Consider the following 13,548-nt stretch of genomic DNA (forward strand, 5'->3'; position numbering starts at 1 on the left):
AGGGTCCGGATATTCGTACATGAAATGGAACGCGGCAATCACAACTATTTGCGGCGCCCCATCTCCTTCGGAACCTTACGGCCCGTGTTTCATGGAGTGAGAAGCGTGTCCAATCGGGCACTCTGGGTTTCCCAACGCCATTCGCTTTCGATCCAGGATCGACCCTTCTCACCCATTCGGCGGGACCGCTCCGGGTCGGAGAGCAGTGCGGTGACGGCCTCGGCGACGCGGAGAACGGAACGTCCCGGCACGACGAGACCGGTCTCCCCCTCCAGGACGGCGTCGGGCGCGCCGCCGGAGTCCCCCGCCACGACGGGAAGGCCGGTGGCCGACGCCTCCAGGTAGACGATCCCGAGCCCCTCCACGTCCAGACCACGGCGACGGGTGCGGCACGGCATCGCGAACACGTCGCCCGCGTCGTAGTGGGCGGGCAGCTCGTCCCACGGCACGCCCCCGGTGAACACGACCGACCCGTCCACGCCGAGGGAGACGGCGAGGCGCCGCAGGGTGGGAAGGTAGGGGCCGCCGCCGACGAGGAGGAGCGCCGCGTCCGGGACCGCGCGCAGCACGTGCGGCCACGCGTGGAGCAGGGCGTCCTGGCCCTTGCGCGGCACCAGGCGGGACACGCACACCACCACCGGACGGTCCGACAGGCCGTGCCGGGCCCTGATCTCGGCACCGCCCGCGCCGGGACGGAACACCGTGTCGTCCACGCCGGGCGCCAGGCGGGCCATGCGCGCCGCGGCCTCCGGGGACAGCGCGCCCGCCATGCGGGACCGGGTGTACTCGCCGAGGTAGGTCAGCGCGTCCACCGAGTCACCGATGCGGCCAAGGAGGTTCCGCGCGACCGGCAGGGACGCCCAGCCCGCCTCGTGGCCGTGTGTGATCCCGACGAGCCGCGCGGCGCCGCGCCGCCGCAGCGCCGGGGCAAGCAGACCGAGCGGCGCCGCCGCCCCGAACACCACCGTGTCGCAGCCCTCCGCGCGCAGGACGTCCCCGGCCCGCCGCAGCACGGTCGGCTCGGGCAGCATCAGCGGACCCGGGTGCCGGACGACCGGGAAGGGCTGCTCCGCGTCGAACTCCGCCGCGCCCTTCCACGCCGGTGCGTACACGACCACCGCGCCGGGCGGGCGCCGCGCCGCGAGACCGTGCACGAACGCCTGGATGCCGCCCGGACGCGGCGGGAAGTCGTTGGTGACGAACAGGGTCTTCATCGTTCTTCCAGCGTGCATGGGAAAGGGCCCGGTGCCGCCGTGACGGCGCCGGGCCCCGAGGGTCTCCGGGTCAGTGCCTGACCTGGGAGTCCGATCCGCTCTCGATCGCCTCGTGCTCGCCGTGCCCGTGCTCCTCGACGGGAATGTCGTCGAAGGTCCACGCGCGGCTCAGCCGCGAGCGCAGATGCCCGATCGGGCCCTTGGCACCGGGGGCGGGAACGCCCCTGGCGTCCCGCGCGGGCGCCTCCGGCCGGGCGTTCTCCTTCGACAGCAGGACGATCTTCTCGTCCTCGCGCGGCGCCTCGTGCCGCTCGGAGAACTTGCCCTCCGGCGACATCATGATGACGCCGCTCTCCACGCCGTGGCCGATGACGTCGGCGTCCCGGCGCTGGAGGCCCAGGCAGATCCGCTTGGTGATGATGAACGCCACGATCGGGCCCAGGATGACCGTCACACGGAAGAACCAGGTCGTGGCGAACAGGGAAACGTGGAACCGCTCGGCGAGGACGTCGTTCGCGCCGGCGAGCCACAGCAGCCCGTAGAACGTCACGGCGGCGATACCGGTCGCGGTGCGGACCGGGGCGTTGCGGGGCCGGGTGTTGACATGGTGCTGGCGTTTGTCGCCGGTGATCCATGCCTCGACGAACGGCCACGCCATCGCGCCGCCGAAGACGATGCCGAGCGGAAGCGTCGCCGGTATCAGCACGTTGAAGCTGACCGTGTGGCCCCACGCGCTGATCTCCCAGCCCGGCATGATGCGCAGGGCGCCTTCCAGGACGCCCATGTACCAGTCGGGTTGGGAACCGGACGAGATCGCGCCGGGATCGTACGGTCCGAACAACCAGATCGGGTTGATCTGCGCGAACGCCCCGAGCAGCGCCGTGACGCCGAAGGTGAACAGGAAGTACGCGCCCGTCTTGGCCATGAACACCGGGTAGAACGGGTAGCCGTACACCTGCTTCTCGGTCTGGTTCTTGACCGGCATCGCCGTGTGCTTCTGATGCCACATGATCATCATGTGGGCGGTGACCAACCCGAGGATCAGTCCCGGTATCAGCAGGATGTGCAGCACGTAGAGGCGCGGAATGATGTCCTGGCCGGGGAACTCACCGCCGAACAGGAACATGTAGCCGTAGGTGCCGACCAGCGGGATCGACTCCAGGACGCCCTGGGTGATCCGCAGCCCGGTGCCGGACAGCAGGTCGTCGGGCAGCGAGTAGCCGAACAGGCCCTCCAGCATGCCGATCATGAACATGTTGATGCCGATGAGCCAGTTCAGCTCGCGCGGCTTGCGGTACGCGCCGGTGAAGAACACGCGCAGCATGTGCGCCAGGATCGACGCCATGAACAGGATCGCGGCCCAGTGGTGGATCTGCCGCATCAGCAGACCACCGCGCACGTCGAAGCTGATGTGCAGCGTCGAGGCGTAGGCCTCGGACATCTTCACGCCCTGCAGCTTCGTGTACGAGCCGTCGTACACGACCTCCTTCATGCTCGGCTGGAACCAGAGCGTCAGGAACGTCCCGGTCAGCAGCAGGATGACGAAGGAGTACAGGGCGATCTCGCCCAGCATGAACGACCAGTGGTCCGGAAAGACCTTCTTGACGTTGCGCCGGAAGAAGGTCGTGGAACCGAGCCGCTCGTCGATGAAGCCGAGGGTGCCCTCGATCGCCTTCGGTGCGGTCGTGTCGCTCATCCGCGCTCCCAGAAGCTCGGTCCGACCGGCTCGTGATAATCGCTGGTCGCGATGATGTACCCGTCCTCCACCGACAGCGGAAGCTGCGGCAGCGGCCGCGCCGCCGGACCGAAGATCACCTTCGCGGCGTCGGTGGCGTCGAAGGTGGACTGGTGGCACGGGCACAGGATGTGGTGCGTCGTCTGCTCGTACAGCGCGGCCGGGCAGCCGACGTGCGTGCACACCTTGGAGTACGCCACGATCCCGTTGACGTGCCAGTTCTCGCGTCCCTTCGCGGGCTTGAACTGGTCCGCCGGGACGTTGATCAGGATGGTGACCGCCTTGGCGTTCTGCGTGAGCACCTCGTCCTCGGGCACATGCTCCTCGACGCCCTCCGGCAGCACGGTGATCATGCTGCCGGGGGTGGCGAAGTCGCTGACCTTCAGCGGCCGGTGGGTGCCGTCCACGACCAGGCGGACGCCCTTCTTGCCCTCCTGCTGGGCCCGGCGCACGGCCTCGCCCCAGTAGGTGTGGCGGAGCCGCTTCTCCGGCAGCGGGCCGAGGTCGCGCAGCAGCACCAGCGGCGCCAGGCCGAGCGGCGCGGCGGCCAGCAGCAGCGTGCGGCGCAGCAGCGGCCGCTTGGTGATGCCGCTGTCCTCGGCGCCCTCCATGAAGTCGCGGGCGAACGCGGCCCTGGACTCCTCGTCGGACACCAGCTCGTGCCGCTCCTGGATGATCGGCTTGCTGGTCATCAACCGGCGTACCCAGATCGTCACGCCCGCGGCCAGCGCCAGGAACGACAGCGCCATCGTCCCGCCGAGCCAGAAGTTGGACTCGCGGGCGCGCAGCACGCCGTGCATGCCGCCGTCGCGGCCGCTCCACCCGATGAAGTAGGCGATGAACGTCACGCTGGACGCGAACGCGACCAGGAACAGGGTCGCGACGACCCGCTCCGCCCGCTTCATCGACGCCTCGTCGAGCTGCTCGCCCACACCGGCGGGCGCCGAGATGTCGTCCTCGGCGAGCAGCGCCTTCTCCTTCGCCGGAGACGGCGTGCCGACGATCCGCTCGCGCCGGGCTCCGCCCTCGCGCGCGCCCTCCTCGCGGGGTTCCTGGTCGCCCGCGGTGTCCTTGTTGTCGTCGCTCATGACTTCTTCAGCTTCTTCGGCTTCTTCGCGGTGATCCACATGGCCGCCAGCACGAGCAGGCCGATTCCGATCAGCCACCCGACCAGACCCTCGCTCACCGGGCCGATGCGGCCGAGACCGTTACCACCCGGGTTCGGCTCCTCCCTCGTCTGCACCAGGTAGGCGATGATCGCCTGCTTCTCCTTCGGCGTGAGGGTGGTGTCGTTGAACACCGGCATGGCCTGCGGGCCGGTCAGCATCGCCTCGTACATCTGGGTGGGCGTGACGTCGTCGCCGGACAGCGGCGGCGCGTACTTGCCGCCGGTCAGCGCCCCGCCCTGGCCGGTGAAGTTGTGGCACTGGGCGCAGTTGGTGCGGAACAGCTTGCCGCCGAGCGCGACGTCGCCCTTCGCCGGGTCGACGGCAGAGGCGGGCGGGACCTCGGGGCCGCCGCCCAGCGACTGGATGAAGGCGTTCAGGTCGCGCAGGTTCTTCTCCGCCTGGGCCTTCTGCTTCTCGGCCGCCTCCCGCTCCTCGTGCTCCTCGTAGTCGGTCTTGATCGAGGTGTCGAACGGAGGGATCGGCTCCTTGCGCGGAATCTGCGCGCCGGGGTTGGCCGCGGGCATCCGGCCCGTGCTGACCTGGAAGTCGACGGACGCGGCGCCGACGCCGATGAGGCTCGGCGCGATCGGCTTGCCGTCTGCGTCCTTGGTGCCCTCGGCGTTCTGGCCGTGACAGCTCGCGCAGTTCTTGTTGAACAGTTGCTGGCCGTTCTTCAGGTCCTGCGCGGCCTGGGCGTTGTTCGTCGCCTCGGCGCGGTCAGTCTGCGGCGAGAACCCGGCGTAGATCACGCCGATCGCCGCCAGGGCCGCCAGCACGACGGCGTAGCCCGCCCAGGGGCGCCGTCGCCATGCGGTGATCCTTTTCACGGATTTCCCCGTTCGGGTCATGTCTGGTGGTCGGTCAGGGTCGTCTTGCGGCGGTCACAGGTCGAGCAGGTAGACGGCCGAGAACAGGCCGATCCACACGACGTCGACGAAGTGCCAGTAGTAGGACACGACGATCGCGCTCGTCGCCTGCTCGTGTGTCCACCGCTTGGCGGCGTAGGTGCGCCCGAGGATGAACAGGAAGGCGATGAGGCCGCCGACGACGTGCAGGCCGTGGAAACCGGTCGCCAGGTAGAAGATCGAACCGTAGGCCGAGGACGAGAAGGTCAGCCCGTCCTTTGTGACCAGGTTGTAGTACTCGTAGGCCTGGCCGGCGACGAAGTAGGCGCCCATCAGGAACGACAGGACATACCACTCGCGCAGGCCCCAACTCCGGAAGTTCAATAGGCCGCCGTCGCGGCCGACCTTGCCCGCCTCCGCCTTGAACACGCCCATCTGGCAGGTCACCGAGGACAGCACCAGGATGGTCGTGTTGACCGACGACAGCGGCAGGTCCAGCGGGGCGCCCGGCCACGCCTCTTCACCGGACTGGCCGATCGTCACGGAGCGGATCGTGAAGAACATCGCGAACAGAGCCGCGAAGAACATCAGCTCGGACGACAGCCAGACGATCGTCCCCACGCTGACCAGATTGGGACGGTTCGCCCGTGCGTGAGGTGTTGTTTCAATCGCGGATGCTGTCACGGGCAGCATTATTGCGCCCCTATCCAGTGAGTGACGCATGACCCCCCTCCAAGGGTTCCCGCGCGTGTCCCGCCCGGCCCCGACCGGGTACTCTTCACGTCCATGAGCACCGTCCCGGAGCGACCGATGAAGGTCCTCGTCTACAGCGACGACGCGAACACCCGCGCCCAGATCCGGATGGCGGTCGGGCGCCGTCCGGCCGCCGACCTCCCGAAGGTCGAGTTCGTGGAGATCGCGACCCAGCCCGCCGTCGTGGCCCGGCTCGACGAGGGCGACATCGACGTGCTGGTGGTGGACGGCGAGGCGCAGCCCGCGGGCGGACTCGGCGTGTGCCGCCAGGCCAAGGACGAGGTCTACGACTGCCCGCCGGTCCTGGCCGTCATCGGCCGCCGCGACGACGGCTGGCTCGCGACCTGGTCGCGCGCCGAGGCCGTGGTGAGCCTGCCGCTCGACCCGATGGCCGTCGCGAACGCGGTCGCCGGTCTGATGCGCCACCGCCTCGAGAACCGCCTCCCGGCCCTGTAACCCGACCCGGCCCCCGACCTTCGGTAGTGGACATGGACGCGCGCACCACCTGGCCCGCACTGCTCAACGCCCTGCTCGCGGGCGACTCGCTGACCAGCGAGGAGACCTCCTGGGCGATGAACAGCATCATGGCCGGGGAGGCCACCGACGTGCAGATCGCGGGTTTCGCGGTCGCGCTGCGCGCCAAGGGCGAGACGGTCGAGGAGGTCACCGGTCTCGCCGAGGGCATGATGGACAACGCCACGCCCATCCACGTCCCCGGCCCCATCGCCGACCTCGTCGGGACGGGCGGCGACCGGGCGCACACCGTCAACGTGTCCACGATGGCCGCGGTCGTCGCCGCGGCGGCGGGCGTCCGGGTCGTCAAGCACGGCAACCGGGCCGCGTCGTCGTCCTGTGGCGCCGCCGACCTGCTGGAGCATCTCGGCGTCGCCATCGACCTGCCGCCCGAGGCCACCGCGCGGATCGCCGAGGAGATCGGCATCACCTTCTGCTTCGCGCCGCTCTACCACCCGGCGCTCAAGCACGCCGCGCGGACCCGCGGCGAACTCGGCACGCCCACGGTCTTCAACTTCCTCGGCCCGCTGACCAACCCGGCGCGCCCCAAGTTCCAGGCGGTCGGGGTGTTCCACCCGCGGATGGCGGGCGTCGTCGCGGGCGTGTTCGCGGCGCGCGGCTGCTCGTCCCTGGTGTTCCGCGGCGACGACGGCCTCGACGAACTCACCACGACGGGCACCTCGACGGTGTGGGTCGTCCGCGACGGGACGGCGACGGAGACCACGTTCGACCCGTCCGACCTCGGCATCCCGCCGGCGCGGCCGGACGACCTGCGCGGCGCCGACGCCGAGTTCAACGGCCGGGTGGCGCGCGAGACGTTCGCCGGTCGGCCCGGCCCGGTCCGCGACATGGTGCTGTTGAACGCCGCCGCGCTGATCACCGCCTACGAGGGCGCGCCCGCCCCGGACGCGCTCACCGCGACGCTGCGTGGCGGTTACGACCGCGCCGCGGCGGCCGTCGACTCCGGTGAGGCGACCGCCCTGCTCGACCGGTGGATCGAGACGTCGCAGAGTTTCTAAGCAGCGCACTCCTCCTTCGGCCCTGGTGGGCCTCCATCGTCGTGAACCGCGGTGCGATCGCCGGCATCGACTCCGACTCGCCTTGCGGCTCGCCGCGCGATCAGGTTCTCGCAAGCTCGAAACCTGCCTTCGGACGCGATCGCAGACCTCGGGGTTGTTGCGGGGTTGCGGTGACGGGCTGAGGTCGGTTCGTCAGTCGGCGTCTGGGAGACCTAGGGCGAAGGCCTGCTCCAGGTCGTGCTGGGAGTAGGTGCGGAACGCGATGTGCGTCTCGGTGCCGACGACGCCGGGGACCTTGTTGACACGACCCGGGATGACGTCGTTCAGTTCCTCGTGCCGCCGTACCCGGACCATCGCCATGAGGTCGTGGTCGCCGGTGATGGAGTAGACCTCGCTGACGCCCTCCAGCGCCGCGATCGTCTCGGCCACCTCGTGGATGCGCGCCACGTCGGCCTTGACGAACACGATCGCAGTGACCATTTCCACCCTCCCCTGAGATCACGGACGGTCCGACCCTATCGGGAGGTCGTGGATCACCCGCGGCTCAGGGCGGCCAGGCGCCGGGCGGGGCCCGCGCGGCGTGCGAGCAGGGCGAAGACCACCCCGGCGACGAACCCGTAGATGTGCGCGGTGTAGGCGACGTTGCTCTCGTCGTCGCCGAGCGACAACCACTGCAGGACGAACCAGTACCCGAGCACCACCCACACCGGAAGCCGGACCACGATGATCGGCGGGACGTAGCTGACGATCCGGCCGCGCGGGTTGAGGATCACGTACGCGCCCATCACCCCGGCGATGGCGCCGGACGCCCCGACGAGCGGGACGGTCGAGTCGGGCGACGTCCAGGCGAACCCGTAGACGGCGACGAGCCCGAACAGCAGGTAGGCGAGCAGGTAGCGCCACCGTCCGAGCCGGTCCTCGACGCCCATGCCGACGACGAACAGCGCGACCAGGTTCCCCAGCAGGTGCAGCGCGCCGGAATGCAGGAACATCGAGGTGAACGCGGACGTCCACGGCGCCTTGTCGAAGGTCGCGGGCCCGCAGTCGTCGGCGATGTCGGACGGGAGTGGCCGCTGGTCGCCGGTCGTCAGTTCCTTCGGGACGGCGCCGTACTCGTAGGCGAAGTGCGCGGCCCGGCACTCGCGGACCCGGTCCTCCCCGTACCAGGTGGCGAAGTTCGACATCGGCGTGAGCAGGAACACCACCACGTTGGCGGCGACCAGCAGGTAGGTGACCCATGGGACGCGCCGGGCCGGCTGGCTGTCGTAGAGGGGCAGGGCCACCCCGTCACCTTAGTGGGCGGCCGCTCCGCCGACGGGACGGCCCGCGCGCCGACTCGTCCGCCGGCCCGTAGGCCGTCTCGTAGGCACGGTCGATCCACTCCCGCAGGCCCTCGGCGCCGTGCGCGGGGCACGTCCAGGCGCCGTCCACCTCGACGAGGCGGACCCCGGGCAGGTCGAGCCAGCGCAGGACGCACTCCATCTCCTCCGCGGTGGCGCCCGCGGAGGGCGGCGCGCCGAGCGCGACGCCGCCGGGCGCCTCACCCGACGGCGGGAAGACCGTCTCGGCGGTCGCGACGAGCGCGTCGACGTAGGGACGGGGGTGGGCGCCGGACGGCACGGTCCCCGCGGCGGCGAGCCGCCCGTAGCGCACCACCGACAGCTCCCAGCCACCGTCGAAGGCGGGGCGGGCCGCGACCATTTCCGGCAGCCCGGCCAGCGAGGCGAGGCGCTGCCCGCGCGCGGCGGCGCGGACGAACGCCGCCAGCCGGTCGCGCTGCGCGGCGGCCTCCTCGTAGCGCAGCTCGGACGCGAGCCGGTCGATCCGGACCCGCGCGGCGGCCACGACCGGACGCACGTCCCCCTCCATGATCGAACGGGCGGTGTCGACATGGACGTCGTAGGCGTCGGCGGACTCGCGGCCGTCGCAGGGCGCGCCGCAGCGTCCGATCTCGGCGAGCGCGCACACGCGCGCCCGGCCGCGTTCGATCAGCCGCGGGGTCAACCGCTGGGTGCACTGCCGCAGCGGAACGGCCTCGTGCAGCGCCGCACGGGCCTCCTCGGCCTGCCGCCGCGACGAGATCGGCCCGAGGTAGCGGGCGCCGTCGGCGCGGCACTCCCGGACGATCGACAGCCGCGGGAACGGCTCCACGGTCAGCTTCAGCCAGATCGCGCGTTCGGGGAACTTGGACCTGCGGTTGTAGCGCGGTTTGTGCTCGGCGATGAGGCGCAGCTCGCGGACCTCGGCCTCGAGCCCGGTGGCGCACACGATCGTCCGGATGCTCTCGGCCAGCCCGACCATCTCCCGGACGCGCCACCGGGTCTCCGAGCCGGTGAAGTAGCTGCGGACACGCGTGCGCAGGTCGCCGCTCTTGCCGACGTACAGGACCTCGCCGGAGCCGTCCTCGAAGAGGTAGACGCCGGGCGCGCTCGGGACGTCGTCGGCGAGGTGGCGTTTGCGGCGCTGCTCGGGCGTCGGGGCCTTGGCGAAGCCGCGCATCTCCTCCAGCGAGGTGACGCCGAACGAGCCGAGCCGTTCGATCAGGCCGTGCAGCACCTCGACGGTGGCGCGGGCGTCGGCGAGGGCGCGGTGCGTTGGCTCGTTGGTCGTGCGGAAGAAGCGGGCGAGCGTGCCGAGCTTGCAGTTGGGGACCTCGTCCTTGGACAGGACGCGCCGCGCCAGGTCGACGGTGTCGACGACCGGGAACGCGGGCCAGGCGTAGCCGTGCGCGGCGCACGCGGCCTTGAGGAACCCGATGTCGAACGAGGCGTTGTGCGCGACGAGCACGCAGCCGCGGGCGAACTCCAGGAACGCGGGCAGCACCGACTCGATCTTCGGCGCCGCCGTCACCATCGCCGTGGTGATGCCGGTCAGGGCGGTGATGAACGGCGGGACGGGCCCGCCGGGGTCGACCAGCGTGCCGAGCTCGCCGAGCTCCTCCCCGCCGCGGACCTTCACCGCGCCGATCTCGGTGATGGCGGAGTCGGCGGCCGAGCCGCCCGTGGTCTCCAGGTCGACCACCACGAAGGTCACCTCGGACAGTGGCGTGCCGAGGTCGTCCAGGGTTCCCTGAACACCGGCCCCCTGAACACCGGCCCCCTGGACACCGTGCGCAGCCGTCATGAGCTGGACCGTAGAGGACCCCACCGACAGAAGCCCGGCCCGCTAGGGTTGGAGGGCGCCGGCACGTCCCGTGAAAAGGGGGCCGCGGGAACGGTAAGGGGAGGCCGGGCACCATCCGTCCGATCGCACGTTCGCCCTGGTCAAGGCGTGAACGGCTCGGAAAGACACAGCCCACCGGCGGCGAAGCCCGGAAGGAGCGGGATCATCGACAGCGGCCCCGAAGCGACCCCCGGCACCGAGGAACCCGCGGAGACAGGACCCGCGACGAGGGCGCCCGCGGAGCAGGAACCCGCGGAAACCCTGAGCCGACCGTTGCCGGAGGCCGTGCGCCAGGCGGTCGTGGAGGTCGCCGCCGAGATGATCGGGGGCCTGCCGGTCGACGACGTGCCCGCGCCGCTGCGCCGGTTCGCGCGGTTCGAGCGGCGCAAGCGCGCCAAGCTCGCCGGGCAGCACATCGCGGCGGCGCTGGAGAAGGACTCCGGCTTCCGGCGGCGGGTCGCCGAGCCGCTCCGGGAGAAGCAGGCCGACCTGGTGGAATCCGTCGAGGGCGGGCGCGTGCCGCCGGCCGCCGACCCGGTGCGGGTGGCGGTGCTGGCCTACCTGCTGCGTCCCACCGGCTGGACCCGGCTCGTCGAGGCCGCGCGAGCCGAACTGGAACGCTCCGCCACCGCCTCCGAGGAGGAGGCCGCCGAACGCCGCGTCGCCGCGCTGAAGGAGGAGCTGGCCGCCGCCCGCACCGCCCGCGCCACCGAGGTGGAGCGGCTGCGCGCCGAGCTGCGCGACAGCAAGGCGGAGGTGTCGGACCTGCGCCGCAAGCTGCACGAGGCGCGGGTGCGGTACCGGGCCGCCGAGGAGCGCGCCGGCGCGGTCGAGGCCGAGGCCGAGCGCACGCTCGCCGCCGCGCGCGAGTCGACGGCCGCGGCCGAGAAGGAGCTGCGCAGGCTGCGCGCCCGCGCCGGCCAGGCCGAGGCCGCCGCCGAGGCCGCCAAGCGGGCCGCGCGCGAGGGACGCAATGTCGAGGACGTCCGGCTGCGGATGCTGCTCGACACGCTCGTGGACGCGGCGCAGGGCGTCCGCCGCGAGCTGGCGTTGCCGTCCACCATCGAGCGTCCCGCGGACGCGGTCGGCGCCCTGGAGCCGGACCGGCTGGCGCACCGGGCGCTGCCGGGCCGGGCGCTGTCCGACAGCGATCCGCAGCTGCTCGACCGGCTGTTGACATTGCCGCGCGTCCATCTCATCGTGGACGGCTACAACGTCACCAAGACCGGGTACGGCGACCTGCCGCTGGCCGACCAGCGCAGCCGGCTGCTGTCGGGGCTCGGTGGGCTCGCCGCGCAGACGCGCGCCGAGGTGACGTGCGTGTTCGACGGCGCGGAGCTGGACGCGCCGGTGGCGATCGCGGCGCCGCGCGGCGTCCGGGTGCTGTTCAGCCGCCCCGGCCAGACCGCGGACGAGCTGATCGGCGACCTGGTGCGGGCCGAGCCGCCGGGCCGCGCCGTGGTGGTGGTGTCGTCCGACCGGGAGGTCGCGGACGCGGCACGCCGCGCCAGCGCCCGGCCGTGCCCGTCGACCCTGCTGCTGCGACGGCTCGGCAGGTCCTAGCGCGAGCGGACGAACGGCAAGGGTGTTAAGTCGGCGCTAACGCACCGTTAAGGCAGGTCACGCGCTCGGTGATCTTGATCTTACGGTAAGTGGACATCGACCGTTTATGTCGATCAAAGAGCGACGAATCGGTTGTGACGGGTGTTGACCCTCGCTAGTGTCGTCCGCTGACGTCGTGGACGAGAGGGGCGAGACCGACCGTGGCCAAAGATCTCATCGGGGCACCAGCGCAGTGGCGCGACCGGAGAGGCGGCTCGGCGAGCAGAGGCGTCTCCCGTCGCCTGGCGGCCGTGACCTCCCTGACGGTGGCGCTCTCCCTCGCCTCCCCCCTGGCGGCTCAGGCCGAGCCCAAGCCGAGCAGGGCGCAGGCCGAGAAGAAGCTCGACAAGCTCAACGAGGAGATGGACCAGAAGGTCGAGCAGTACAACCAGAACCGCGAGAAGCTCAAGATCGCCAAGAGGAAGCTCGACGCGGCGACGAAGTCGAGCAAGAACGAAGAGGCGACCTTCGAGCAGCAGCGCACCAGGATCGCCCAGATGGCCGCCGACGCCTACAAGAACGGCGAGTCGACGGACGTGACCGGCTTCGTCGGCAGCAAGGACCCGCAGTCGGTCCTCGACCAGGCCGCGGTGTTCTCGCATCTGTCGAAGGAGCGCAGCTCCCAGCTCACCCAGTTCCTCGCAACCGCGCAGCGACTGCGCCGTGAGCAGGCCGTCGCCAAGGCCGCCTACGAAGAGGTGAAGGCCAAGACCGACGAGCTCAAGAAGCAGAAGCAGCAGCTCGACAAGGAAGTCAAGAAGCAGGAGGCGCTGGTCAGGCGGCTCGGCGGCGGTTCGTCCTCCACCGGTGGACGCGGCGGCGCGACCGGCGGCAGCTACAACGGCCCGGCCAGCGGCCCGGCCCGTGTCGCGCTCGACTTCGCCTTCGCGCAGAAGGGCAAGCCGTACGGCTACGGCACCGAGGGGCCCAACACCTACGACTGCTCCGGCCTGACGATGAAGGCGTGGGCGGCGGCGGGCGTCAACATCACGCGCACCACCCACAGCCAGTACGCCGCCACCAAGCGGGTCGACAAGAGCGACCTGCAACCCGGTGACCTGGTGTTCTTCAGCAGCCTCGGCCATGTGGGCCTGTACATCGGCGGCGGTCAGATGATCCATGCCCCGCGTACCGGCAAGACGGTGGAGGTCGTGAGCATCACCTCGGGCTACTACCTGAACAACTACTACGGCGCCGGGCGTCCCTGACGCCTTCCCGGCCGGGCGAACGCCTTCGACAACGGACCAGGCTCTCTGACCTGGTCCGTTGTTGGTTTTGTAGGGGTTTGCCATCTCTTGGGGCTTTGGTACCTTGTTCACCTCACGACGCCCGCCAGACGCCGTGACCACGCGACGCCCACCAGGCGCCGCGACCCCACGCGACGCATACGTTCGTCGCGTGAACGGCGGCCCGAGCCACGTGCCGCCTCCCCCCGGCCGACCCGGCCACCGTGCGCACGCCCCAGCGGGCATGGCGCTGAGAGCGCTGCCACGGCGGTTTCCCGGGTGAGGCTCCGGACGGCCCCGGTGACGGGAA

At 71.0% G+C, this 13,548-nt stretch carries 12 protein-coding genes; 4 read left to right on the forward strand and 8 right to left on the reverse strand.

Annotation, left to right across the window (positions count from 1 at the left end):
* Positions 1 to 89: 89 nt before the first annotated feature.
* From BZB76_RS15425 to ctaE, 5 genes are all read right to left on the reverse strand, one after another.
* Positions 90 to 1,214, reverse strand: a complete 1,125-nt coding sequence (locus tag BZB76_RS15425; RefSeq protein ID WP_121435056.1) for a glycosyltransferase family 4 protein — start codon at positions 1,212 to 1,214, stop codon at positions 90 to 92.
* 70 nt (positions 1,215 to 1,284) lie between these two features.
* Positions 1,285 to 2,910 (reverse strand): cytochrome bc1 complex cytochrome b subunit, encoded by a 1,626-nt coding sequence (gene qcrB / locus BZB76_RS15430; RefSeq protein WP_121435057.1) that lies wholly within the window; start codon positions 2,908 to 2,910, stop codon positions 1,285 to 1,287.
* Positions 2,907 to 4,037 carry a cytochrome bc1 complex Rieske iron-sulfur subunit gene (gene qcrA, locus BZB76_RS15435; RefSeq protein WP_121435058.1) on the reverse strand — a complete coding sequence of 377 codons (1,131 nt, stop codon included), beginning with the start codon at positions 4,035 to 4,037 and terminating at the stop codon, positions 2,907 to 2,909. The genes qcrB and qcrA overlap by 4 nt, the downstream gene beginning before the upstream one ends.
* The gene (gene qcrC / locus BZB76_RS15440; RefSeq protein ID WP_121435059.1) at positions 4,034 to 4,945 is read right to left on the reverse strand and encodes a cytochrome bc1 complex diheme cytochrome c subunit; all 912 of its coding nucleotides are present in this window, start codon (positions 4,943 to 4,945) and stop codon (positions 4,034 to 4,036) included. The genes qcrA and qcrC overlap by 4 nt, the downstream gene beginning before the upstream one ends.
* A 54-nt stretch (positions 4,946 to 4,999) precedes the next feature.
* Positions 5,000 to 5,686, reverse strand: a complete 687-nt coding sequence (ctaE, locus tag BZB76_RS15445) for an aa3-type cytochrome oxidase subunit III (RefSeq protein WP_475647899.1) — start codon at positions 5,684 to 5,686, stop codon at positions 5,000 to 5,002.
* A 63-nt stretch (positions 5,687 to 5,749) separates the two neighbouring features.
* Here ctaE and BZB76_RS15450 point away from each other — a divergent pair, with 63 nt between their 5' ends.
* Positions 5,750 to 6,172: a response regulator transcription factor gene (locus BZB76_RS15450; RefSeq protein ID WP_121435060.1), complete on the forward strand. Its 423-nt coding sequence runs from the start codon at positions 5,750 to 5,752 to the stop codon at positions 6,170 to 6,172.
* A gap of 32 nt (positions 6,173 to 6,204) precedes the next feature.
* Positions 6,205 to 7,248, forward strand: a complete 1,044-nt coding sequence (gene trpD / locus BZB76_RS15455; RefSeq protein WP_121435061.1) for an anthranilate phosphoribosyltransferase — start codon at positions 6,205 to 6,207, stop codon at positions 7,246 to 7,248.
* 192 nt (positions 7,249 to 7,440) lie between these two features.
* Here trpD and BZB76_RS15460 read toward each other — a convergent pair whose 3' ends face one another.
* The 3 genes from BZB76_RS15460 to BZB76_RS15470 are packed head-to-tail and all read right to left on the reverse strand — an operon-like array spanning position 7,441 to position 10,371.
* Positions 7,441 to 7,728, reverse strand: coding sequence for an Lrp/AsnC family transcriptional regulator (locus BZB76_RS15460; protein ID WP_121435062.1), 288 nt, complete (start codon positions 7,726 to 7,728; stop codon positions 7,441 to 7,443).
* 53 nt (positions 7,729 to 7,781) lie between these two features.
* Positions 7,782 to 8,531: a rhomboid family intramembrane serine protease gene (locus BZB76_RS15465; RefSeq protein ID WP_121435063.1), complete on the reverse strand. Its 750-nt coding sequence runs from the start codon at positions 8,529 to 8,531 to the stop codon at positions 7,782 to 7,784.
* A gap of 4 nt (positions 8,532 to 8,535) precedes the next feature.
* A complete protein-coding gene (locus tag BZB76_RS15470) occupies positions 8,536 to 10,371 on the reverse strand; it encodes a DEDD exonuclease domain-containing protein (protein WP_121435064.1) in 1,836 nt (611 codons plus the stop codon).
* 147 nt (positions 10,372 to 10,518) lie between these two features.
* Between BZB76_RS15470 and BZB76_RS15475 the strand changes: the two genes are divergently transcribed.
* Together BZB76_RS15475 and BZB76_RS15480 are read left to right on the forward strand one after the other, a co-directional pair.
* On the forward strand, positions 10,519 to 11,973 hold the full coding sequence (locus BZB76_RS15475) for an NYN domain-containing protein (protein ID WP_246006964.1): 1,455 nt from the start codon (positions 10,519 to 10,521) through the stop codon (positions 11,971 to 11,973).
* 290 nt (positions 11,974 to 12,263) lie between these two features.
* Positions 12,264 to 13,220, forward strand: a complete 957-nt coding sequence (locus BZB76_RS15480) for a C40 family peptidase (RefSeq protein ID WP_246006965.1) — start codon at positions 12,264 to 12,266, stop codon at positions 13,218 to 13,220.
* The last annotated feature ends 328 nt before the right edge of the window (positions 13,221 to 13,548 follow it).

Origin of the sequence: Actinomadura pelletieri DSM 43383, from assembly GCF_003634705.1 — a bacterium.
GTDB classification, from domain to species: Bacteria; Actinomycetota; Actinomycetes; order Streptosporangiales; family Streptosporangiaceae; genus Spirillospora; species Spirillospora pelletieri.